This window comes from Nocardioides palaemonis (genome assembly GCF_018275325.1).
GTDB lineage: Bacteria > Actinomycetota > Actinomycetes > Propionibacteriales > Nocardioidaceae > Nocardioides > Nocardioides palaemonis.
Map to the genome: position 1 here is coordinate 1,892,361 of NZ_JAGVQR010000001.1, position 21,247 is coordinate 1,913,607.

The 21,247-nt window shown below is 71.9% G+C and carries 23 protein-coding genes and 1 tRNA gene; 15 read left to right on the plus strand and 9 right to left on the minus strand.

Annotation, left to right across the window (positions count from 1 at the left end):
• The first annotated feature begins 93 nt into the window (after window positions 1–93).
• The 13 genes from KDN32_RS09290 to der all read left to right on the plus strand — a co-directional run bounded on the left by KDN32_RS09290 (window position 94) and on the right by der (window position 12,525).
• Window positions 94–2,730 (plus strand): DEAD/DEAH box helicase, encoded by a 2,637-nt coding sequence (locus KDN32_RS09290; protein WP_211731707.1) that lies wholly within the window; start codon window positions 94–96, stop codon window positions 2,728–2,730.
• 390 nt (window positions 2,731–3,120) lie between these two features.
• Complete coding sequence (locus KDN32_RS09295) at window positions 3,121–4,020, plus strand: ParA family protein (RefSeq protein ID WP_307853882.1); 900 nt, start codon at window positions 3,121–3,123, stop codon at window positions 4,018–4,020.
• Window positions 4,005–4,355, plus strand: a complete 351-nt coding sequence (locus KDN32_RS09300; protein WP_307853883.1) for a hypothetical protein — start codon at window positions 4,005–4,007, stop codon at window positions 4,353–4,355. The genes KDN32_RS09295 and KDN32_RS09300 overlap by 16 nt, the downstream gene beginning before the upstream one ends.
• A complete protein-coding gene (locus tag KDN32_RS09305; RefSeq protein ID WP_211731708.1) occupies window positions 4,352–5,218 on the plus strand; it encodes a segregation and condensation protein A in 867 nt (288 codons plus the stop codon). Before KDN32_RS09300 ends, KDN32_RS09305 begins: the two co-directional genes overlap by 4 nt.
• The gene (gene scpB, locus KDN32_RS09310) at window positions 5,215–5,949 is read left to right on the plus strand and encodes an SMC-Scp complex subunit ScpB (protein ID WP_211731709.1); all 735 of its coding nucleotides are present in this window, start codon (window positions 5,215–5,217) and stop codon (window positions 5,947–5,949) included. Before KDN32_RS09305 ends, scpB begins: the two co-directional genes overlap by 4 nt.
• Window positions 5,946–6,749 carry a pseudouridine synthase gene (locus KDN32_RS09315; RefSeq protein ID WP_211731710.1) on the plus strand — a complete coding sequence of 268 codons (804 nt, stop codon included), beginning with the start codon at window positions 5,946–5,948 and terminating at the stop codon, window positions 6,747–6,749. Before scpB ends, KDN32_RS09315 begins: the two co-directional genes overlap by 4 nt.
• 201 nt (window positions 6,750–6,950) lie before the next feature.
• The gene (locus KDN32_RS09320) at window positions 6,951–7,769 is read left to right on the plus strand and encodes a helix-turn-helix domain-containing protein (RefSeq protein WP_211731711.1); all 819 of its coding nucleotides are present in this window, start codon (window positions 6,951–6,953) and stop codon (window positions 7,767–7,769) included.
• Between the two features lie 4 nt (window positions 7,770–7,773).
• The gene (locus KDN32_RS09325; protein WP_211731712.1) at window positions 7,774–8,178 is read left to right on the plus strand and encodes a VOC family protein; all 405 of its coding nucleotides are present in this window, start codon (window positions 7,774–7,776) and stop codon (window positions 8,176–8,178) included.
• A 58-nt stretch (window positions 8,179–8,236) separates the two neighbouring features.
• Window positions 8,237–8,614 carry a chorismate mutase gene (gene aroH, locus KDN32_RS09330; RefSeq protein ID WP_211731713.1) on the plus strand — a complete coding sequence of 126 codons (378 nt, stop codon included), beginning with the start codon at window positions 8,237–8,239 and terminating at the stop codon, window positions 8,612–8,614.
• A complete protein-coding gene (locus KDN32_RS09335) occupies window positions 8,607–9,695 on the plus strand; it encodes a prephenate dehydrogenase (RefSeq protein WP_211731714.1) in 1,089 nt (362 codons plus the stop codon). Before aroH ends, KDN32_RS09335 begins: the two co-directional genes overlap by 8 nt.
• 11 nt (window positions 9,696–9,706) lie before the next feature.
• Window positions 9,707–10,402, plus strand: coding sequence for a (d)CMP kinase (gene cmk, locus KDN32_RS09340; RefSeq protein WP_211731715.1), 696 nt, complete (start codon window positions 9,707–9,709; stop codon window positions 10,400–10,402).
• A complete protein-coding gene (locus tag KDN32_RS09345) occupies window positions 10,399–11,148 on the plus strand; it encodes a lysophospholipid acyltransferase family protein (RefSeq protein WP_307853884.1) in 750 nt (249 codons plus the stop codon). Before cmk ends, KDN32_RS09345 begins: the two co-directional genes overlap by 4 nt.
• A 6-nt stretch (window positions 11,149–11,154) precedes the next feature.
• Window positions 11,155–12,525: a ribosome biogenesis GTPase Der gene (gene der / locus KDN32_RS09350; protein ID WP_211731716.1), complete on the plus strand. Its 1,371-nt coding sequence runs from the start codon at window positions 11,155–11,157 to the stop codon at window positions 12,523–12,525.
• A 6-nt stretch (window positions 12,526–12,531) separates the two neighbouring features.
• On the opposite strand, the gene KDN32_RS09355 is transcribed toward der, so the two are convergent.
• On the minus strand, window positions 12,532–13,203 hold the full coding sequence (locus tag KDN32_RS09355; RefSeq protein ID WP_211731717.1) for a M23 family metallopeptidase: 672 nt from the start codon (window positions 13,201–13,203) through the stop codon (window positions 12,532–12,534).
• Window positions 13,204–13,390: 187 nt separating this feature from the next.
• Between KDN32_RS09355 and KDN32_RS09360 the strand changes: the two genes are divergently transcribed.
• Window positions 13,391–13,464: transfer RNA gene (locus KDN32_RS09360), tRNA-Pro, on the plus strand.
• A gap of 105 nt (window positions 13,465–13,569) precedes the next feature.
• Here the strand turns inward: KDN32_RS09360 and KDN32_RS09365 are convergent.
• The 4 genes from KDN32_RS09365 to KDN32_RS09380 all read right to left on the minus strand — a co-directional run bounded on the left by KDN32_RS09365 (window position 13,570) and on the right by KDN32_RS09380 (window position 16,592).
• Window positions 13,570–14,751: a tyrosine-type recombinase/integrase gene (locus KDN32_RS09365; protein ID WP_211731718.1), complete on the minus strand. Its 1,182-nt coding sequence runs from the start codon at window positions 14,749–14,751 to the stop codon at window positions 13,570–13,572.
• Window positions 14,752–14,755: 4 nt separating this feature from the next.
• Entirely contained in the window at window positions 14,756–14,974 is a 219-nt protein-coding gene (locus tag KDN32_RS09370) for a helix-turn-helix transcriptional regulator (RefSeq protein ID WP_211731719.1), read from the minus strand.
• A 333-nt stretch (window positions 14,975–15,307) separates the two neighbouring features.
• Window positions 15,308–16,141, minus strand: a complete 834-nt coding sequence (locus tag KDN32_RS09375) for an NAD(P)-dependent oxidoreductase (RefSeq protein WP_211731720.1) — start codon at window positions 16,139–16,141, stop codon at window positions 15,308–15,310.
• A 25-nt stretch (window positions 16,142–16,166) separates the two neighbouring features.
• Complete coding sequence (locus KDN32_RS09380) at window positions 16,167–16,592, minus strand: carboxymuconolactone decarboxylase family protein (RefSeq protein ID WP_211731721.1); 426 nt, start codon at window positions 16,590–16,592, stop codon at window positions 16,167–16,169.
• A gap of 160 nt (window positions 16,593–16,752) precedes the next feature.
• On the opposite strand from KDN32_RS09380, the gene KDN32_RS09385 reads away from it, so the two are divergent.
• Complete coding sequence (locus KDN32_RS09385; protein WP_211731722.1) at window positions 16,753–17,289, plus strand: TetR/AcrR family transcriptional regulator; 537 nt, start codon at window positions 16,753–16,755, stop codon at window positions 17,287–17,289.
• Window positions 17,290–17,359: 70 nt separating this feature from the next.
• Here KDN32_RS09385 and KDN32_RS09390 read toward each other — a convergent pair whose 3' ends face one another.
• From KDN32_RS09390 to KDN32_RS09405, 4 genes are read right to left on the minus strand one after another with little or no spacing between them, the layout of a single operon-like run.
• The gene (locus KDN32_RS09390; RefSeq protein WP_211731723.1) at window positions 17,360–18,463 is read right to left on the minus strand and encodes an alcohol dehydrogenase catalytic domain-containing protein; all 1,104 of its coding nucleotides are present in this window, start codon (window positions 18,461–18,463) and stop codon (window positions 17,360–17,362) included.
• Complete coding sequence (locus KDN32_RS09395; protein ID WP_211731724.1) at window positions 18,460–19,311, minus strand: 3-hydroxyacyl-CoA dehydrogenase family protein; 852 nt, start codon at window positions 19,309–19,311, stop codon at window positions 18,460–18,462. Before KDN32_RS09395 ends, KDN32_RS09390 begins: the two co-directional genes overlap by 4 nt.
• A complete protein-coding gene (locus KDN32_RS09400) occupies window positions 19,308–20,045 on the minus strand; it encodes an enoyl-CoA hydratase/isomerase family protein (protein WP_211731725.1) in 738 nt (245 codons plus the stop codon). Before KDN32_RS09400 ends, KDN32_RS09395 begins: the two co-directional genes overlap by 4 nt.
• Window positions 20,042–21,205, minus strand: a complete 1,164-nt coding sequence (locus KDN32_RS09405) for a thiolase family protein (RefSeq protein WP_249216397.1) — start codon at window positions 21,203–21,205, stop codon at window positions 20,042–20,044. Before KDN32_RS09405 ends, KDN32_RS09400 begins: the two co-directional genes overlap by 4 nt.
• Window positions 21,206–21,247: the final 42 nt, after the last annotated feature.

Below are 21,247 nucleotides of genomic sequence, written 5' to 3' on the forward strand. Positions count from 1 at the left end.
GGGACGAGCGTGGCGCCGCTCGGTTTCACGGCGGTTGCACGGCGGATGCACGGCGGCTTCGCCGGCCCGGGCGGCGGGTGGTTGGATCGGTGCATGCCGGACCGCGTACGCCTCGACACGCTCGTGCCGGCCGGGACGGACCCCGACGCGGTCTACGACGCGTTCTCCGGCTGGGCGTCGGACCGTGGGCTGCCGCTCTACCCGCACCAGGACGAGGCGGTCATCGAGCTGCTCGGCGGCAACCACGTCGTCCTCGCCACCCCGACCGGGTCGGGGAAGTCGATGGTGGCGCTCGGTGCCCACGCCGCCGCGCTGGCCCGCGACGAGGTGAGCTTCTACACCGCGCCGATCAAGGCGCTGGTGAGCGAGAAGTTCTTCGCCCTGATCGAGGTCTTCGGCGCCGACAACGTCGGCATGCTGACCGGGGACGCCGCGGTCAACCCGGACGCCCCGATCATCTGCTGCACCGCCGAGGTCCTCGCCAACATCGCGCTGCGCGAGGGCCGGTCGGCCGACGTCGGCGTGGTGGTGATGGACGAGTTCCACTTCTACGCCGAGCACGACCGCGGGTGGGCGTGGCAGGTCCCGCTGCTCGAGCTGGTCGACGCGCAGTTCCTGCTGATGTCGGCCACGCTCGGCGACGTGTCGTCGTTCGTCGAGGACCTGCTGCGTCGCACGGGTCGCGGGACCGCGGTCGTCGACGACGCGGAGCGCCCGGTCCCGCTGTCGTTCCGCTGGTCGATGGAGCCGATCGACGACACCCTCGAGGAGCTGGTCTCGACCGGTCAGGACCCGGTCTACGTCGTGCACTTCACCCAGGCCGCCGCCGTCGAGCACGCCACGAACCTGCTCCGCGGTCTCGCGACGGGCGTGAGAGCGCCCTCCTCGACCAACGGGCTGCGCGCGGACAAGGACGCGATCGCCGAGCGGATCGGCGCGTTCCGCTTCGGCGCCGGCTTCGGCAAGACCCTGTCGCGGCTGGTGCGCAACGGGATCGGGGTCCACCACGCCGGGATGCTGCCGAAGTACCGCCGGCTCGTGGAGACGCTCGCGCAGGCCGGGCTGCTGCGGGTGATCTGCGGCACCGACACCCTCGGGGTCGGGATCAACGTCCCCATCCGCACCGTGCTGTTCACCGGGCTGGCGAAGTTCGACGGCAGCCGCCAGCGGGTGCTGCGCACGCGGGAGTTCCAGCAGATCGCGGGGCGCGCCGGGCGGGCCGGCTACGACACCGCCGGCTACGTCGTCGTGCAGGCGCCCGAGCACGTCATCGAGAACGAGCAGGCCAAGGCCAAGGCGGCCGCCCGGGTCGCGGCCGGGAAGAAGAAGTCCAAGGCGCAGCTCAAGAAGCCGCCGGAGGGCACGGTGGTGTGGACCGAGCAGACCTTCGACAAGCTCGTGGCCGGCGTGCCGGAGCAGCTGGTCAGCCGGATGAAGGTCGACAACGCGATGCTGGTCAACGTGCTGTCCCGGGAAGAGGACGCCTTCCCCGTCCTGCGCCGGCTGATGACCGACAACCACGAGGACGCCCGCGGGCGGGTCCGGCTGGCGCGGCGGGCGCTGCGGCTCTCGCGGTCGCTGCTGCGCACCGGCATCGTCACCCGGCTCGACGAGCCCGACGAGCACGGGCGCCGGTTCGTGCTCACCGAGGCGCTGCCCGAGGACTTCGCCCTCAACCAGCCGCTCGCCCACTTCGCGCTCGCCGCCTTCGACGTCCTCGACCCCGAGGCCGAGAGCTACGGGCTCGACGTGGTCTCGGTGGTCGAGGCAGTGCTGGAGGCGCCCCGGCAGATCCTGATGGCGCAGCAGCACGCGGCGCGGGGCGAGGCGATCGGTGAGATGAAGGCCGACGGCCTCGACTACGACGAGCGGATGGCCCTGATCGAGGAGATCACCTGGCCACAGCCCCTGCGCGAGCTGCTCGAGGCGCTCTACGAGACCTACCGGCAGACCCACCCCTGGCTGCCGGACGACGCCCTCGGGCCCAAGTCGGTGGTCCGCGAGATGTGGGAGAACGGGATGGGGTTCACCGACTTCGTGTCCCGCTACCAGCTCGCGCGGTCGGAGGGCCTGGTCCTGCGCTACCTCACCGACGCCTACCGCACGCTGCGCCAGACGGTGCCGGAGGCGCACCGCTCGCCCGAGGTCGAGGACGTCATCGAGTGGCTGGGGGAGACGGTCCGCCAGACCGACTCCTCGCTGCTCGACGAGTGGGAGGCGCTGTCGGACCCCGACCACGCCTCGAGCTCGGTGTCGCACCACGAGCCGCCGCCCCCGCCCCGTCCGCTGTCGCGCCAGGAGCGCCCGTTCCGCGTGATGGTGCGCAACGCGATGTGGGCCCGTGTCGAGGCGGTGGCGCGCGACGACCTCACCACGCTCGTACGCCTCGAGCGGGCGGCGGCCGACCGCACCGACCCGCCGCGCGAGGTGGTCGTGGGTCGCTCGGTGTGGGACGCGGCGCTCGAGGACTACTACGCCGAGCACGACCGCGTCCTCACCGACGCCGACGCGCGCGGGCCCGACCTGCTGGTCGTGGGGGAGGAGCGCACCGGCGAGCCGGTCGGTGCCGAGGAGGGCACCACGGCCCGGCTGCGCGACGTCCGCCAGACGATCCACGACCCGGAGGGCGACCACGACTGGGTGATCGAGGCGGTGGTCGACTGCGACGCCACGGACTCCTCCGGCGAGCTGGTGCTGGCGACCGCCGCGGTGCGCCGGCTCGGCGGCTGAGCGCGTACACAGGTTCGTCCACAACCGGGGCCGCCCCTGTGCACGGGACCGGGGCACCGTGCACAGCACACCGCCCGCGCCTGTGGGACCACGGGTCGGTGTTGGAGGTGCTGCAGGGGTGGTCCTAGAGTCGCGCGGAGGCGATCTCGGAACTGTCGACGTGTCGACAAAGTCCGGGGTGTCGGGCGTGGTCCAATCGGAGCAGTCGTCGACGCGTGAGGAGCGGACATGAGCGGTGCCGGATTCCCGGGTTCGGGGGACGTCGGGAGCAACGCGGCGCAGATGCCGCCGCTGGTCCGACCACCGCAACCCGGCGCGAGCACCGCACCCGCCAGCACCGCCACGTCCGCCGGCGCCCAGCCGGGACCTTCCCCTCGAGACGAGCACACCGTGACCCAGCCCATCCCGTTCGAGCGCCCCCTGGTCGCGGAGGCGCCCGCGGCCGACGTGCCGCTCGGCCCCACGGGCCGGCCGATGCCGGTCTTCCCCGAGCCAGTCGCGGTGAGCGAGCACGGCGGCGCCCGGGTGATCTCGATGTGCAACCAGAAGGGTGGCGTCGGCAAGACCACCACCACGATCAACCTCGGCGCGTCCCTCGCCGAGTTCGGCCGCCGGGTGCTGCTCGTCGACTTCGACCCGCAGGGCTCGCTGTCGGTCGGGCTGGGGCTCAACCCGCACGAGATGGACCTCACCATCTACAACCTGCTGATGGACCGCGAGGTCGCCCTCGACGAGGTCGTGGTGCCGTCGGGCATCGAGGGCATGGACCTGCTGCCCTCCAACATCGACCTGTCCGCCGCCGAGGTGCAGCTGGTGCACGAGGTGGCCCGGGAGCAGACCCTCCAGCGGGTGCTGGCGCCGGCGCTCGAGCACTACGACGTCATCCTCATCGACTGCCAGCCCTCGCTGGGCCTGCTGACCGTCAACGCGCTCACCGCGTCCGACGGCGTCATCGTGCCGCTGGAGTGCGAGTACTTCGCGCTGCGCGGCGTGGCCCTGCTCAAGACCACGATCGACAAGGTGCGCGAGCGGCTCAACCCCAAGCTCGAGATCGACGGGGTCGTCGGCACGATGTTCGACGGACGCACGCTGCACAGCCGCGAGGTCATGGAGCGGCTGGTCTCGGCCTGGGGCGACAAGGTGTTCCACACCGTCATCCGGCGCACCGTCAAGTTCTCCGACGCGACGGTCGCCGGCGAGCCGATCACGTCCTACGCGTCGTCCTCGACCGGTGCCGACGCCTACCGCCAGCTCGCGAAGGAGGTGCTCACCCGGTGGCCCGCCGAGTGAGCATGCCGGCCGCGGACGACCTGTTCCGGCCGACCTCGCCGAACGCCCCGACCACCCCCGCCGAGCCGGGGCCGCGACGCGTCCGCGCCGTCGAGGAGGCCGAGCCGGGCCCGCGCCGGCCCAGCGGCCGGGTGCGGCACGACGAGAAGATGACCGTCTACGTCACCGCCGACGAGCTGCTCGACATCGAGCACGCCCGCCTCACCCTGCGCCGTGCGCACGGCCTCGCCGTCGACCGCGGCCGGCTGGTGCGCGAGGCGCTCGCGCTGGTGCTCGCCGACCTCGAGGCGCAGGGCGTCGACAGCCCCCTGGTGCAGCGGCTGCTCGACGAGTGAGCGCACCCGCCGACCAGGCGCCCGAGGCGCCCGCGTTCGCCGTCCGGCTCGACAACTTCGAAGGCCCCTTCGACCTGCTGCTGGGGCTCATCGCCAAGCACAAGCTCGACATCACCGAGGTCGCGCTGTCGCAGGTCACCGACGAGTTCATCGCCCACGTCAAGGCGCTGGGCGAGACGTGGGACCTCGAGCAGACCACGTCGTTCCTCGTCGTGGCCGCCACGCTGCTCGACCTCAAGGCCGCGCGGCTGCTGCCGCAGGGCGACGTGGAGGACGAGGACGACCTCGCGCTGCTCGAGGCGCGCGACCTGCTCTTCGCGCGGCTCATGCAGTACCGCGCCTACAAGCAGGTGGCCGCCGTCCTGGAGCAGCGGCTCGCGGCGGAGGCGCTGCGCCACCCGCGCGCGGTGGGCCTCGAGGAGCGCTTCGCGACGCTGCTCCCCGAGGTGCTGATCGGGGTCGGGCTCGAGCAGTTCGCCCAGCTTGCCGCGCGGGCGATGGAGCCCAAGCCGGTGCTCGAGGTCTCGCTGCAGCACATCCACGCCGCCAAGGTCAGCGTGCGCGAGCAGGCCCAGGTCGTCGTCGACCGGCTGCGCCGCAGCGGCACCCTCACCTTCCGCGCGCTCTGCGGCGACTCGCCCGACCGGCTCACCACCGTGGCGCGGTTCCTGTCGCTGCTCGAGCTGTTCCGCGAGGGCGCGGTCGCCTTCGACCAGGTCACGCCGCTGGGCGAGCTGACCGTGCGCTGGACCGGCGCCGAGGACGGCGACGTCGACATCCACGACGAGTTCGACGGCGCGCCGCCGGCGGACGATGATGAGGCCGGGGCGCCCGGGACGGACGCCCCCGAGGAGGAGCAGTGACCGACCAGCCGGATCCCGCGGGCGAGCCCGCGGAGCCCGACACCCTCGAGGTGCCGCTCGTCGAGCTGCGCCCCGCGCTCGAGGCGATCTTGATGGTCACCGACGAGCCGCTCGACCGGGTGCGGCTCGCGTCGGCGGTCGGCCACCCGGTCGCCGACGTGGAGGCGGCGCTCGAGGAGCTCTCCGCGGACTACACCGCGCAGGGTCGCGGGTTCGACCTGCGCCAGGTCGCCGGCGGGTGGCGGTTCTACTCGCGCCCGGAGCTGGCCTCCGTCGTCGAGTCCTTCGTGCTCGACGGCCAGCAGGCGCGGCTCACCCAGGCGGCGCTGGAGACCCTGTCGGTGGTCGCCTACCAGCAGCCGGTCTCCCGCGCGCGGGTCTCGGCGATCCGCGGCGTCAACGTCGACGGGGTGATGCGCACGCTGCTCAGCCGCGGCCTGGTCGAGGAGGCCGGGCAGGACGAGCACAGCGGCGCGCACCTCTACCGCACGACGTCGTACTTCCTCGAGCGCATCGGCATCGGCTCCCTCGACGAGCTGCCCGAGCTCGCGCCGTACCTCCCCGACATGGACGACCTCGAGGACGAGCTGGCCAGCGTCGCCGGCCTCGACGCGCCAGCGACCCCCGCCGAGACGTCCGCCCCCGACAACGACGAGCCCGCCGCGCGGCCGCACCCGTCGCCGCACAGCGGCAACGGCACCGAGCCCGACGGCGGGACGGAGACCGCATGAAGCCCCACGACGCCCCCGACAACGACCAGCCCGCCTCCCAGCGGCCCGACACCGACGCCGACGGCCAGATCCGCCTGCAGAAGCTCCTGGCCCAGTCGGGCGTGGCGAGCCGGCGCAAGTGCGAGGAGCTGATGCTCGACGGCCTGGTCGAGGTCGACGGCGAGGTCGTCACCCGCCTCGGCACCAAGGTCGACCCGCGCACGGCGGTGATCCGCGTCGAGGGCAAGCGCCTGCCGCCGATCAGCGACAAGGTCTACCTCGTGCTCAACAAGCCGCGCGGCGTGGTGTCGACGATGTCCGACCCCGAGGGCCGGCGCACCCTCGGCGACCTGGTCGCCGACCGACCCGAGCGGCTGTTCCACGTGGGCCGGCTCGACACCGACACCGAGGGCCTGATCATCCTCACCAACGACGGCGACTTCGCCCAGCACCTCGCCCACCCCTCGCACGAGGTCGACAAGACCTACGTCGCGGAGGTCGAGGGCGAGGTCCACGTCCGCACCGTCCGCGAGCTGCTCGCCGGCGTGACCCTCGACGACGGGCCGGTGACCGTCACCCGCGCACGCGTCGTGGGTGGCGATCCGCGCAAGGAGGGCAGCAACCGCTCGATCGTCGAGCTCACGATCCACGAGGGCCGCAACCGGATCGTGCGCCGGCTCCTCGACCACGTCGGCCACCCGGTGCGCCGCCTCACCCGCACCGAGATCGGCCCGGTCACCCTGGCCCGGCTGCGGTCGGGGGAGATGCGCGAGCTGACCGTCGCCGAGCTCGGTGAGCTGATGGACTCCGCGGAGCTCTGACAGCAGGGCGGCCCTTGGCGGTGCGTGAGCGACATTCTGCAGCTCCTGGATGTGGGTGACGCACCGCTCGTGACGTGGCGTCAGAACCACGCGCCCGGCGGTGGTGGCCCAGCCACATTCCACGGACGCAGAACGTGGGTGGCGCACCGCTGGTGAGGCGGACCGGACCTGATCCCGACTGGACGCGCGTACGGTGGCGACATGGCCCCCGTGCACCCGGTGCTGGCGCCGTACGTCGTCTCCGTGACGGCCTACGACGTGGTGCACGCCGCGCCGTCGGGGGTGCACATCGGGATGCCGTCGACCGAGCTGACGTTCGTGCTGCCGGTCGGCGAGCCGCTCGAGGTCTCCTGGGCGGGCGACCCGGGCTCGCGCACCACGACCTGGGCGTCGGCCTCCGGCCTGCACACCTGGCCCGCGTCGATCCACCACGGCCCACGCCAGCGGGGCGTCCAGCTGGCGCTGACCCCCGCCGGAGCACGCGCGCTGTGGGGCACGCCGGCCGCGGACCTGGCGGGCTGCCTGCTCGACCTGCGCGACGTCGATCCCGGGTGGGCCGACCTGCCGGAGCGGCTCGCCGAGGCACCGACCTGGTCGGCTCGCGTGGCGCTCGTGGAGCGCGCGCTGCTGCGGGCGCTGCGTCGGCACGACGCCCCGGTGTTGCGGCCCGAGGTCGGACGCGCGATGGCGCTGCTGACCCGGGGCGCCCGGGTCGAGGCCACGGCGCAGGACGTCGGGTTCAGCCGGCGTCGCCTCTCCACCCTCGTGCGCGACGAGGTGGGCGTGACCCCGCAGGACCTCCAGCGGCTCGGGCGCTTCACCGGAGCGCACCGACGGTGGCGCGCCTGCCTCCTCGCAGGCACCGGCTCGCTCGCAGGCGTGGCGGCCGCGTCGGGGTACGCCGACCAAGCGCACCTCGCGCGGGAGTGGAACGCCTTCGCCGGGTGCAGCCCGACGGAGTGGGCGCGGCGGGAGTTCCCCTCCGTCCAAGCCACGCACGGTCCCGACGCGCCACGCTGACGGCATGACGACCTCCAGCACCGACATCTCCCGCACGACCCTCTGGCACACCTTCTCCGTGCGCGACGCCGACGCGATGACGACGTGGCTGCGCGCGGTCGGCTTCACCGAGCACGCGACCTACCGCGACGAGACCGACCCCTCGGTCGTGGTCCACGCCGAGTGGGCGTGGCCCGGAGGCGGCGGGATCATGTTCGGCTCGGTGCGACCCGACGGCGTGCTCGACGGGACCGGGCCGGCCGCGGCGTACCTCGTGACCCCCGATCCCGATGCGGTCTTTGAGGCTGCGGTCGCGGCCGGAGCGACGGTCGTGCGGCCGATGGTCGACCAGGACTACGGCGGGCGCGGCGGCAGCGTGCTGGACCCGGAGGGAAACCACTGGTCCTTCGGGAGCTACCAGCCCGCCTGATCACCGGCAGGCGAGACACCCCGGTCTGGAGCCGGCCACGCTGGCCTAGGGTTCTGCCATGGCAGTACGGGCAGTGCGAGGCGCGACCCAGCTCGACGAGGACACCCGTGAGCACATGCTCGACCGGGTCGCCGAGCTGGTCACCGACGTGATGGCGGCCAACGGGCTCGCGGTCGACGACTTCATCTCGATCATCTTCACCGCGACCAGCGACCTCACCAGCGAGTTCCCCGCCTATGCCGCGCGCCAGCTCGGCTTCTCCGACGTGCCGCTGGTGTGCGCCCGCGAGCTCGAGATCGAGGGCTCGATGCCCCGCGTCGTGCGGCTGATGGCGCACGTCGAGACCGACCTGCCGCGCGCCGACGTCACCCACGTCTACCTGCACGGCGCCGCCAACCTGCGCCGCGACCTGACCCGCACCACGAGCCATGACTGAGCCGGCCGGTCCGGGGGACGTCCCGGGGCCGGTCCTCGTCGTCGGCACCGGCCTGCTCGGCACGTCGCTGGCGCTCGCCTGCCGCCGCGTCGGGCTGGAGGTGCTGCTCGAGGACGTGTCTTCGGAGCACCTGCGCACCGCGTCCGGCCTCGGCGCCGGACGCCCGCTGCTCGAGGGCGACCAGCCGGGGCTGGTCGTCGTCGCGACCCCGCCCCAGCACCTCGCGGTGAGCATCCGGGCGGCACTTGACACGTGGCCCGACGCCGTCGTCACCGACGTCGGGAGCGTCAAGGAGGCGCCGCTCGTCGCGCTGCGCGAGACGGGGGAGGACGACCTCGAGCGCTACGTCGGCGGGCACCCGATGGCGGGCAGCGAGCGGTCCGGCCCGCTGGCCGCGAGCGCCGCGCTGTTCGACGGACGCCCCTGGGCGGTGACCCCGCACGAGGGGTCCGACCCGGCCGCGGCCGACGCGGTCGAGGCGCTGGCCCGGCTGTGCGGCGCGGTGCCGACCCGGCTGTCGCCCGCCGACCACGACCGCGCCGTCGCGCGTACGTCCCACCTGCCGCACCTCGCGGCCGTCCTCGTCGCCGGCCGGCTCGCCGACGCCCCGTCGGCCCACCTCGCGCTGTCGGGGCAGGGCGTGCGCGACGTGACCCGCGTGGCGGCCAGCGACCCCGCGCTCTGGCTCGAGATCCTGGGCGCCAACTCCACCGCGGTGCTCGACGTCCTCGGCGAGGTACGCGCGGACCTCGAGGCGCTCATCGGCGCCGTCGCGGTGCCCGGCTCGGCGGACCTGACCGCGATCCTGGCGCGCGGCAACGCCGGCACGGCGGCCATCCCGGGCAAGCACGGCGGTCCGGTGCGTCCGACCCGCTCGGTGTTCGTCTCCGTGCCCGACCACCCGGGCGAGCTGGCCCGGCTGTTCGGCGACGCCGGCGAGGTCGGGGTCAACATCGAGGACGTCCACATCGACCACGACCCCGGGCGCCCGGTGGGCCTCACCGAGCTCGTCGTCGAGGAGGCACGCGCCGAGCACCTGCTGGAGGCTCTCGAATCCCGCGGGTGGACCACCCACCGGTAACCTTCTCGCCCGTGAGCAGCGCCGACACCGCACCGATTCCCGGGTCCCTCGTCATCGCCGTCGACGGCACCTCGGGCTCGGGCAAGTCGAGCACGTCGCGCGGCGTCGCCGACCGGCTGGGCCTGCGCTACCTCGACACGGGCGCGATGTTCCGCGCGATGACCTGGTGGCTGCTGCGCGAGGGCGTCGACGTCCACGACGTGGCCGCGGTGACCGCGGCGGCCGGCCGCCCGCGCATCGAGTCGGGCACCGACCCGCTCGGGCCGACCATCACGGTCGACGGCACGGACGTGTCGGTCGAGATCCGCAGCGACGAGGTCAACGCGGCGGTGAGCCCGGTCAGCGCCGTGCCCGAGGTGCGCAGCCGGCTGCTCGACCTCCAGCGCGAGGTGATCGGCGCCGGTGGGATCGTCGTCGAGGGCCGCGACATCGGCTCCGTCGTGTGGCCGCAGGCCGAGGTGAAGGTCTACCTGAGCGCCGACCCCGACGCCCGCGCGGCCCGTCGCGCCGCGGAGGAGGGCGGCTCGGACCTCGCCACCACCCAGCAGTCGCTCCTCGAGCGCGACCGGATCGACTCCGGGCGCGCCACCGCGCCGCTGACGATGGCCGACGGTGCCGTCCACGTCGACAGCACGCACCTCACCCTCGCCGAGGTCATCGACCGCATCGTCGCGCTGGCCACGCAGGCGACCCGCGAGGACGCGTGATCGCCGCCGACCTCCCGGCGAGCAGCACGGAGCACCCGCCCACCCGGATGCTGCACGGGCTCCGGCCGCTGTCGGCCTGGCTGCTGCGGCGCCGCTGGACCGTCCGGGTGCACGGGGCCGAGCACCTGCCGGCAGAAGGTGGCGCGATCCTGGCCGCCAACCACGTCGGCGCGGTCGACGGCCCGCTGCTGGCGATCTTCGCGCCGCGCCCGGTGCACGCGCTGACCAAGCAGGAGATGTTCGCCGGGCCCCTCGGCGCCTTCCTGCGCGGCGCCGGCCAGGTGCCGCTCGACCGGTTCCACCCCGACCCGGCCGCGATCCGCTCGTGCCTGCGGGTCGTGCGGGACGGGGGAGTGGTCGGCGTCTTCCCCGAGGGCACCCGCGGCGCCGGGCTGCTGGACAGGTTCCACCACGGCGCGGCCTACCTCGCGCTGGTGACCGGCGCGCCCGTCGTGCCGGTGACGATGATCGGCACCCGCCCGCCCGGCGGCGGCACCAACGCGCTCCCGCCGCGCGGTGCACCGATCGACATCGTCCTCGGCGAGGCGTGGCGCACGGCACAGCAGCCGTGGCCGCGCACGCGGGAACACGTGGCCGCGGCGTCGGTGTTGTTGCGAGGACACATGCTGTCCGAGCTGGACGGCGCCCTCTCGCGGACGCGGCGATCCTTGCCCGGGCCCCTTCCTGCGGGACAATCCGAGGACGACCCCGAGACCGGGCTCGTCGAGCACCCCAGAGAGCTGTGAGCACGCATGAGTGAGTACGACGCCACCAGCGTCGAGTCGTCCGACCCGACCGACCCCGCCGGGCCCGCCCCGGTCCTCGCGGTCGTGGGCCGCCCCAACGTCGGCAAGTCGACGCTGGTCAACCGGATCATCGGCCGCCGCGAGGCGGTCGTGGAGGACCGTCCCGGCGTGACCCGCGACCGCGTGTCCTACGACGCCGACTGGAACGGCCGGGTCTTCACCGTCGTCGACACCGGCGGCTGGGACCCCGACGCCCGCGGCCTCGCGGAGCGGATCGCCGGGCAGGCCGAGGTCGCGGTGTCGCTGGCCGACGCGGTGCTCTTCGTGGTCGACGCGACGGTCGGCATCACCGACGCCGACGAGGCCGTCGTGCGCATCCTCCGCAAGTCCGGCAAGCCGGTCGTGCTCGCCGCCAACAAGGTCGACGACCAGCGTACCGAGGCCGAGGCGTACGGCCTGTGGAACCTCGGGCTCGGCGAGCCGTTCCCGGTCTCGGCGCTGCACGGCCGCGGCTCGGGCGACATGCTCGACGCGATCCTCGCCGCGCTGCCGGAGACGCCGGAGCAGTCCTTCGAGGAGGTCGGTGGCCCGCGCCGGATCGCGATCGTCGGCAAGCCCAACGTCGGCAAGTCCTCGCTGCTCAACATGCTCGCCAAGGAGGACCGCGTCGTCGTCGACGACGCCTCCGGCACCACCGTCGACCCCGTCGACGAGCTGATCCAGCTCGGCGACCGCACGTGGCGCTTCATCGACACGGCGGGCATCCGCAAGCGGGTCAACCAGGCCTCGGGCCACGAGTACTACGCCTCGCTGCGCACCACGACCGCGATCGACCGCGCCGAGGTCGCGGTGCTGGTGCTCGACGCCAGCCAGACCGTGTCCGAGCAGGACATGCGGATCATCCAGACCATCCGCGACGCGGGCCGGGCCATGGTGATCGCGTTCAACAAGTGGGACCTCGTCGACGAGGAGCGCCGCTACTACCTCGAGCGCGAGATCGAGCGTGACCTCGTCCAGCTGCAGTGGGCGCCCCGGATCAACTTCACCGCCCGCACCGGCTGGCACGTCGACCGCCTCGTGCCCGCGATCGACAAGGCCCTCGAGGGCTGGGAGACGCGCGTCGGGACCGGCGCGCTCAACACGTTCCTCGGCCGCCTCGTCGCCGAGCACCCCCACCCGGTGCGCAGCGGCAAGCAGCCGAAGATCCTCTTCGCGACCCAGCCGTCGGTGGCCCCGCCCACTTTCGTGCTCTTCACCAGCGGCAAGCTCGACGCCGCCTACCTGCGCTTCGTCGAGCGCCGGCTGCGCGAGGAGTTCGGCTTCGTCGGCACGCCGATCGTGATCGAGCAGAAGCCGCGCGAGAAGCGCAAGCGCTGAGGCCGCTCAGGGCGTGACGCCGGCCGCGACCAGCCAGTCGTACGGGTCGATCGGCGCTCCGCCTTCGGGACGCACCTCGAGGTGGAGGTGCGGCCCGGTGGCGTTGCCGCTGTCGCCGACGGCGCCGAGCGGGTCGGCGACGTCGACGTGCTGCCCGGCCTCGACGTCGGTCGCGCTCTGGTGGCAGTACCAGACCTCCGTGCCGTCCGGGAGGGTGACGATGGTCCGCAGTCCGTACGGCCCCGCCTCGGCGACCTCGGTCACGGTGCCTGCCGCGACCGCGACGATCTGCTCGCCGGTCGGTGCGCTGAAGTCCTGCCCGCCGTGCTCGGCCTCCCACAGCGGCCCGGTCAGGCCGAAGCCGGCAGACAGCGAGTAGGACGCCAGCGGCAGGACCGCCGTCACCCGGTCGGGGTCGCCGGTCCACCCGTACGTCGCGAGCACCCGCTGGCGCCCGAGGAGCGCCCGGTCGCGGGCGTCGGCGCGGCGGTTGAGCGAGGCCAGCGACCGCTGGCGCTCGCGGAGACGTCGCTGGAGCAGCATCGCCTGTGCCTGGTGGACGTCCTCGCGCACGTTCGACTCCGGCGCGGCGTCGGCGCGGGGAACGGCGAGCGACAGGCCGGACGTCGCGACGACGACGGCGAGCAGCAGGCCGGCCGGACGGGGGATGGCGCGCACGGGTTCCTCCAGGGGGTGGAGGATCCATGGTCTGGCGGGGTGTCCCGGACGTCCGGGGATCGGCGTGAAATGGCCCGGTCGGGCCCTTCCGTGCAGCCCGGACGGACCACCAGCGGGTCGATTCAACGAGGCCGTTGGTCCTGCGGTAGTGTTCCCCTCGCTCCACCGGCCTCGCGCCTGGAGCACTCGGGCTGTAGCGCAGCTTGGTAGCGCACCTGACTGGGGGTCAGGGGGTCGCAGGTTCAAATCCTGTCAGCCCGACCGAAAAATCGCCTCTGGCCTGCGGACACGCAGGGCAGAGGCGATTTCCGTTATTGACGTGGATCCTCAGAATGGTCGTTTACTGGTCGTAAACGATTTCTCGGTCTACGAATCCGCGCTCGCGTCTTCGCTCTCAGCGAGCCGCTCGAGGACCTCGGAGAGGTCGGCTGAGACCGGTGGCTTGGCGATGTAGTGGTCTCGGGTGACCTGGCTCGAGGAGTGGCCGAGCTGTCGCGAGGCGAGCTCCGACGTCGCTGCCTCGGAGATCAGTGTCGCCACCGTCTTGCGGAACGTGTGCGGGGTCACCCATTCAAAGCCGGTGTCTTTGCGGATCTGCCGCCACCGCCGCTCGATGTTGACGACCTGATGCCACGTGCCGTTGCGTGTCGCGAAGACGGCGTCGTTCTCGTTGGGTGTCGCGAACTCCCGGCGCACGCGTAGCAGCTCGGCCGCGAACCGGGGTAGCACCACGGTTCGCCGGCTGGTGTCCGTTTTCGGTGTGGGCTTGCGATACGTGCCCTTCCCGGTCTCGGTCTTGATCGTGCCCGACACCGTGAGGACGGGCAGGTCCCCATCGAGATCCAGGTCGCTCCAGCGCAGGGCCAGGACCTCGCCGATGCGGCACCCGGTGGCGAGCATCAGGTCGATGATGTCGGCCATGTCACTGGTGGCCCTGGGTCCAGGGCGGTCCGCGTTGACCCACCGGCGTACTGCTGCGCGGATTTCGATCAGGTCCTCGACCCGGAGAGCCTTGGTCTCCTGCCTGGGACGGTGGACCCGGGTCGTCCCGCGGGCAGGGTTCGTCGGGATGGCGTCGTGTCTGACCGCGAGGTCCAGCATGGCCCCGAGGACGACCTTGGCCTTGCGTTGCCGGTTCACGCTCTGATCGCGCAACCGCAGCAGGAGCCGGTCCAGGCGCCCCGTGGTGGCCTCGCGGAGCTTCAGCCCGCCAACACTGGGCAGCACCAGGTTGTCCAGCACCCGGCGGTACTCGTTGATCGTGGTCTGCTCGATCCGTCCTTCAGCCTCAAGACCAGAGATCCACAGGTTGGCCAGCTCGATCAGCCGGGTCTCTGCAGTGATGAGCTCGCCTGCTGGCGCGGTGCGCGTGCTCAGGACGTCTCGAAGCGCTCGCTCCGCAGCCGCCTTGCTCGGACCCGTCGCAGTGACACGACGAGTGTTGCCGTCGGTGTCACGGAACCGGGTCAATGCTCGGTAGCTTCCGTCGCGGATCTTCTCGGTAGTGATGGTTCCCCAGGTGCCGAGGGGCAGTGGCGGCCTGGCCATGGCTCTACTCGCCTGCTGCGGGCTCGAGGTGCTCGACGATCCAGGCGTCGAGGTCCGCGCGGCGGTAGCGCAGGCAACCGCCCATCTTCACGGCGCGTGGTCCGAACCCGGGCCGGCGAGTCCGCCATGTGTAGAGCGTCGCCTTCGGGATCGCGAGGTAGGCCGCCGCCTCGTCGATGGTGAGGATCATGCTCTCGTGGCCCGTGTCGACGGTGGTACTCATCGTGTGCTCCTTCGTGATCACGAGGACCAGGTTTGCCCTCGTAGCTGAAGGTGTGCAGCCCACACCGCGCAGGCTGTGGAGAATTGATCCCTGTTCGACCTCCTGGAGCGATCGCAGGTGTCACGCCGAGCGGGGGGTGCCAACTGGACCGACCGACGGGACTCTCTCGGCGCCCTCTGCTGCTACGTGACGTCGGTGGGCGGGTCGTGATCGAGCTTGCTGTGTTTTGCGCTCTTAGCCAGAGGATTGAGGTTCAAATCCTCTGGTGCGCTCGGCCGCAGCTCGCAGGTGTGCGCGCAGGCGCTCTCTCAATGCACACGGTCGTATTGAGGTCTACCTTGCGTGCGGTTCCTGGCCCCAGGAGTCGAACAGCAGGGTCGAGGAGAGCGCGTTGAACGGCAGGGGAATGCCGTGCTCGAGGCCCTTGAGGTGTGCAGCCTTGAGGTCCTTGAGCAGCACCGCCAGGGCCGTGTCCGCGGTCCACCCTGAGACGGAATCCCAGTTGCGGGCGACCCAGCTGTCCCCGGTGGAGACCTTGAAGAGGCTCAGCAGTTCGGACTCGGGAAGGTCGTAATGCGCGCCGAACCTGAGGCCCTCGGCGACGGCATGCATCGTGATCCCCAGGACGAGGTTGTTGACCAGCTTCGCGGCCTGGCTGTTGCCCGGGTTGGTGCCGTAGTAGAAGGTGTGCGAGCCGACGGCCTCGAAATACGGGCGTGCCGCCTCTACTCGGTCCTCATGACCGGAAGCCATGATGGACAGCGTGCCAGCCTCGGCGCCGGAGGCACCGCCGGACACGGCGGCGGCAATGAGCTTCACGTCGCCGGCTTCCTCCACTCGCTGGCCGAGCTCGTTCATCGAGTCGGGATCGAGGGTGCTCATGACGATGATGGTCAGGCCCTGCGGGTTGGCGGAAAGGAGCCGGTCCTCGCCCAGGATGACATCGACGTTCTGGGCGTAGTCGCGCACCATGGACACGATGGCGTCGTCGGACTTCTCCGCCACCTCCGTGAGGGTCTCGGTGACGGTGATGCCTGCGGCGCGCGCCTTCTGGCGGCTGCCTTCGAAGGCGTCGTAGCCGATCACCTCGAAGCCGGCCTTGTTGAGGTTGACCGCCATGGGCAGCCCCATGGTGCCGAGTCCTACGAACCCGATTCTCTTGCTCATGATCAATTCCCTTCGTCGCGATGGGTCAGTTGGCCGCGGGGTCCGTTGCGCCGCGCTCGGTCATGACCTGCCGGAGCAAGGTCAGGGCGTTGAGCACGCGCGGGAACCCGACGTAGGGGATGCCGTGGATCAGGGCACCGACGATCTGCTCCTGGGAGAGGCCGACGTTGAAGCCGACGTTGATGTGCAGCTTGAGCTGCGGCTCGATGCCGAGAGCCGTGAGCATGGAGATCGTCACTAACGTCTGCTCCTGCTGCGTCACGGAGTCGCGGGAGTAGATGTCGCCGAAGGCGAACGAGACGATGTAGTCGGCGAGGTGCTCGTCGAGGTCGCGGTAGGACTCGACCAGCTTGGCGTGGTCGAAGGTGCCGGCGTGCTCGGTGGAGACGAGCTCCATCATCCGGTCCAACCCTCGCTGGTAACGGTCGGTGGGTGTGTTGATCTCGGTCACGGGGTGCTCCTCAGAAGTAGGGGTTGTGCTATCGCTAGAAAAACGCTACGTTGCGTAGCATTATTCCGTAACATCTGGAGGTCTGCCATTGAACGTGCACCCTGATGCACCCGCGACGCCCACTGGTCACGATCGGCGCCGCGCGAGGTCCGAGCGCCTGGTGCTCGGCGCCGCCCGGGAGGTGCTCGCCGAGAGCGGGTTCTCCGGCCTGACCGTCGAAGGTGTTGCCGCGAGGAGCGGGGTGGCCAAGACGACGATCTACCGCCGGTACCGCTCGAAGTCCGATCTTGCGCTCGGTGTCCTGCTCGACATGGTCGGAGAGGTCAGCACCCAGCCCTACCGGCGAGACACCCGGACCGAGCTGGTCGGTCTGGTGGGCAGAACGGCGGAGCTGATGAGCACCACGGTCCTGGGGCGTGTCATGCAGGGCCTTGTCCCTGAGATCGCGGCGGACCCCGAGCTCGCCCGGACCTACCGCGAGCAGGTCGTAAGCCGACGCGTCGCCGACGTCACTGCACTCGTCGAACGAGGTGTGGCTCGGGGGGAGCTGCGCCCGGACCTCGACCCCGAGCTGGTGACCGACATGCTGCTGGGACCGCTCTACTACCGACTCTTCCTCAGCGGCGAGTCCCTCGGTCCCGGCTTCGCGGAGCAGCTCGTCTCGACCCTGATGCCCGTGTTCGCAGCGCAATCATGAGCTGGAACCCGACAGCGTCGGGAAGCTCAGTCGACTGCGGCATCCTGCGTCGCGGGGTGGGGTGGTGCGCTCAGAGCTCGACGATCTGGCGCAGCGCTGTGCCGGCGGCGAGATCGTCCATGGCCCGGTTGATGTCATCGAGCGTGATGCGCGACGAGACCAGTTCTTCGACGGGGAGGCGGCCTTCGCGCCACCACTGGGCGAACACCGGGATGTCCCTGGCCGGGACCGCTGACCCGAGGTAGCTGCCGACCACGGTTCGTGCCTCGGCGACCAGCTGCAGCGGCGAGATGCGCGCCAGCGCGTCGGGCGGTGGAAGGCCCACGGTCACCGTGCGCCCACCCGGCGCGGTGGCGGCCAGTGCTGCCTCGAACGCCCGGGCGTTGCCGGCCGCCTCGACGACGACGTCGCACCTGATGCCGCTCGACGCGAGGTCGCCCGGGTCGAGCACGGTGGACGCCCCCAGCTGACGGGCCTGATCACGCTTGGCGGGCACCCCGTCCACCGCTACGACGTCCCCGCGGCCGAGGGCGATCGCGGTGAGCAGCGCCGCCATGCCGACGCCCCCGAGTCCCACCACCATGACGCTCTGGCCCGGCTCCGGCGGGGCCGCGTTGAGAAGGGCACCGCCCCCGGTGAGGACGGCACAGCCGAGTACCGCAGCGACGTCGGGCGGCACGTCGTCCTCGACCGCGACGACCGATCGGGTGTCCACCACGGCATGGGTGGCGAAGGCTGACACGCCGAGGTGGTGATGCACCGGGACCCCGTCGCGGGTCAGCCGTCGGCCGCCGCCGAGAAGCTCACCGGCAGCGTTGCTGGCCGAGCCGGCGACACATGGCATCCGCCCGTCCGTCGCGCACCCTTCGCAGTGTCCGCAGCGGGGGAGGAAGGTCATGACCACCTGCTGACCCACGCGCAGTTCGGTCACGCCGTCGCCCAGTGCGACGACCCGGCCGCTGGCCTCGTGGCCCAGCAGCATCGGGACGGGGCGAGGCCGGTTCCCGTTCACCACGGACAGGTCGGAGTGGCACACCCCGGCAGCGGCGATCCGCACGAGCACCTCACCGGGGCCAGGGCCCTCGAGCTCGAGCTCGCTCACGGTGAGCGGTCGGGTCTCCGCCCACGGCCCCGGGCGGCCGAGCTCTTCCAGAACGGCGCCGGTGATCCTCATGCAGGGGGCCAGCTGTAGAAGCCCTGGCCGGACTTGCGTCCGAGGTGCCCGACCGCGACCAGCTCCCGCAGGATCGAAGGTGGCGCGAACCGCTCACCCACCTCCCGAGCAAGATGCTCGGCGATCGCGAGACGTACGTCGAGCCCGACGAGGTCGGTGGTCCGCAACGGACCGACCGGGTGCTTGTAGCCGAGCTCCATGGCGGTGTCGATGTCCTCGGCAGTGGCGACGCCCTCCTCGAGCATGCGCATCGCCTCCAGGGCGATGGCGACGCCGAGACGCGAGGAGGCGAACCCAGGAGAGTCCGTCACCGTGATCGCGGTCTTGCCGAGATCGGCGATCCACCCCCTGGACAGGTCGACGAGCTCCGGGACGGTCTTGGCCCCGACGACGATCTCGACGAGCCGGCTGGCCGGCACCGGGTTGAAGAAGTGCAGGCCGATGAAGCGCTCGGGTCGGGCCAGCGTGGAGGCGAGCTCGTCCACGGACAGGCTCGAGGTGTTGGTGGCGACCCAGGCACCCGGAGCTGCGACCTCGATCGCGGCCAGCACCTGGCGCTTGAGCGCTACCTGTTCCGGCACCGCCTCGACGACGAGGCCGCACCCCGACAGCTGGGCCGGCTCCGTGGAGACCGCGAGCCGTGCGACGGCCGAGGGTGCACCCTCCGCGAGATGGCCCCGTTCGGCCGCGCGCGCCAGCGAGGTCTCGATGCGCTCCCGGGCGGTGTCGGCGGACTCGGTGGATGACTCGATGACCGTGACGTGTGCTTCGGCGACGAGGAACGCGTGGGCGATCCCGGCGCCCATCCGGCCTCCGCCGTAGACGCCGACCTGGGTGGGTAGGGTCATTTCTTGTTCCTCTCCAGGAACGCGGTCATGCGTGCCTGCTTCTCGTCGGTCTCGAAGAGCACGGCCTGGGTCAGGTCGTCGATGTACGGGTGAGCGTCGCGCGGAGCGTGAAGAGCCGACTTGGTGAGGCGTACGGCGAGGCCGGCCTGCCGGGTGATCCGATCCGCCCAGCCGTGGCCGGCCTCGAGCAGGGAGTGCGGTTCGACGATCTCGTTGACCAGTCGCAGGGCCAGCGCCTCCTCGGCGTCGAGGAGCCGGCCGGCGAGCAGGATCTCCTTGGCCACCGGCTCGCCGACGAGCTCCCTGAGCCGCCAGGTGGCGCCCGCCGCTGCGAGGATCCCGAGTCCGGGCTCCGGGTTGCCGATGCGCAGGCGCGGGGTCCCGATGCGGAAGTCGCAGGCGTACGCCAGCTCGGCGCCGCCGCCCAGCGCGTAGCCGTCGAGCAGCCCGACCACCGGCATCGGGAGGCGGTGGATCCGGTCGAAGAGACCGGAGTTGATGCCGCGGAGCGCGTCGTCGCGACGTCGCTCCCGCAACTGGGAGATGTCCGCTCCGGCCGCGAAGTTGTCGCCCTTGCCTGCGAGCAGCAGTACCCGCGGGTCGGCCTCGAGTAGGTCGCACACCGCGTGCAGCTCGGTGACCATCTGGTGGTCGATCGCGTTCCGGACCTCGGGGCGGGCGAGGTGTACGACGACACGGTCGGCGTGCTCCTCCACCTCCACCGAGGCCGTCACGGCCGTTCCACCAGTAGCGCGGTGCCCTGTCCCACCCCGACGCACATGGTGGCCAGACCACGGCTCACGTCGCTGCGCTCCATCCGGCCGAGCAGGGTGAGCAGGATCCGGGCTCCCGAGGCGCCAAGCGGGTGCCCCAGCGCGATGGCCCCACCGTCGGCGTTGACGGTCTCCGAGTCGAGCCCCAGCTCCCGGATGCACGCGAGCGACTGGGAGGCGAACGCCTCGTTGAGCTCGACCGCGCCGAGGTCGGAGGTCGACCAGCCGACGCGCTCCATCACCTTGCGGGTGGCGGGGACCGGGCCGATCCCCATGATCTCGGGGGCGACGCCTGCCGAGGCGGAGGCGACGACCCGGGCGCGGGGCCGGAGGCCGTGCCGCTCGACGTACGCCTCACTGGCGATCACCAGCGCAGCAGCCCCGTCGTTGAGCGAGCTGGAGTTCCCGGCGGTGACGATGCCGTCCGGACCGTTGACCGGGCGGAGACCGGCGAGCCGTTCCAGGCTCGTGTCGCGCCGCGGCCCTTCGTCGGTGTCGACCGCTCCGACGGGCACGATCTCGTCGGCGAAGTGGCCGCTCTCGATGGCCTTGACGGCCCGCTGGTGGGACGCGAGGGCGAACTCGTCGAGCTCGGACCGGGTGAGTTTCCACTGCTCGGCGACCCGCTCCGCGGTCTGCGGCATCGACAGCGTCGTGCTCGCGTCGAACCGGGGGTTGGAGAAACGCCAGCCGATCGAAGTGTCGAAGCTCGCCCCGGGCTTGGCCCATGCCTTCGCAGGCTTCTCCGTCACCCACGGGGCGCGGGTCATCGACTCGACCCCGCCGGCCACCACCACGTCGGCGTCACCGGCCGCGACCAGGGAGCGAGCGGTGGCGACGGCGGTCAGGCCGGAGGCGCACAGGCGGTTGACGGTGAAGCCGGGGACGGTGTCGGGAAGGCCGGCAAGGAGGGCGGCCATCCGGGCGACATTGCGGTTGTCCTCGCCGGCCTGGTTGGCCGCACCGAACACCACCTCGTCGACGTCGACGGGGTCTACGCCCGCCCTCGACACGGCCTCGCCCAGCACCAGCGCGGCGAGGTCGTCGGGCCGGGCGCCGGCCAGTGCGCCGCCGTACCGGCCGATCGGCGTGCGTGCGCCGGCGATGATGAATGCTTCCAAGGGGTTGTCTCCTAGGCGGGTTGAGCTCGGGGGAGGGGCCGG

Excerpts from the sequence above, each read along its gene's own strand:
- KDN32_RS09370 (WP_211731719.1), bottom strand. The coding sequence starts at position 14,974 with ATGAGTACCACCGTCGACACGGGCCACGAGAGCATGATCCTCACCATC.
- KDN32_RS09315 (WP_211731710.1), top strand. The coding sequence starts at position 5,946 with ATGAAGCCCCACGACGCCCCCGACAACGACCAGCCCGCCTCCCAGCGG.
- KDN32_RS09375 (WP_211731720.1), bottom strand. The coding sequence starts at position 16,141 with ATGAGCAAGAGAATCGGGTTCGTAGGACTCGGCACCATGGGGCTGCCC.
- der (WP_211731716.1), top strand. The coding sequence starts at position 11,155 with ATGAGTGAGTACGACGCCACCAGCGTCGAGTCGTCCGACCCGACCGAC.
- KDN32_RS09335 (WP_211731714.1), top strand. The coding sequence starts at position 8,607 with ATGACTGAGCCGGCCGGTCCGGGGGACGTCCCGGGGCCGGTCCTCGTC.
- KDN32_RS09365 (WP_211731718.1), bottom strand. The coding sequence starts at position 14,751 with ATGGCCAGGCCGCCACTGCCCCTCGGCACCTGGGGAACCATCACTACC.
- KDN32_RS09325 (WP_211731712.1), top strand. The coding sequence starts at position 7,774 with ATGACGACCTCCAGCACCGACATCTCCCGCACGACCCTCTGGCACACC.
- KDN32_RS09320 (WP_211731711.1), top strand. The coding sequence starts at position 6,951 with ATGGCCCCCGTGCACCCGGTGCTGGCGCCGTACGTCGTCTCCGTGACG.
- KDN32_RS09395 (WP_211731724.1), bottom strand. The coding sequence starts at position 19,311 with ATGACCCTACCCACCCAGGTCGGCGTCTACGGCGGAGGCCGGATGGGC.
- KDN32_RS09290 (WP_211731707.1), top strand. The coding sequence starts at position 94 with ATGCCGGACCGCGTACGCCTCGACACGCTCGTGCCGGCCGGGACGGAC.
- aroH (WP_211731713.1), top strand. The coding sequence starts at position 8,237 with ATGGCAGTACGGGCAGTGCGAGGCGCGACCCAGCTCGACGAGGACACC.
- KDN32_RS09390 (WP_211731723.1), bottom strand. The coding sequence starts at position 18,463 with ATGAGGATCACCGGCGCCGTTCTGGAAGAGCTCGGCCGCCCGGGGCCG.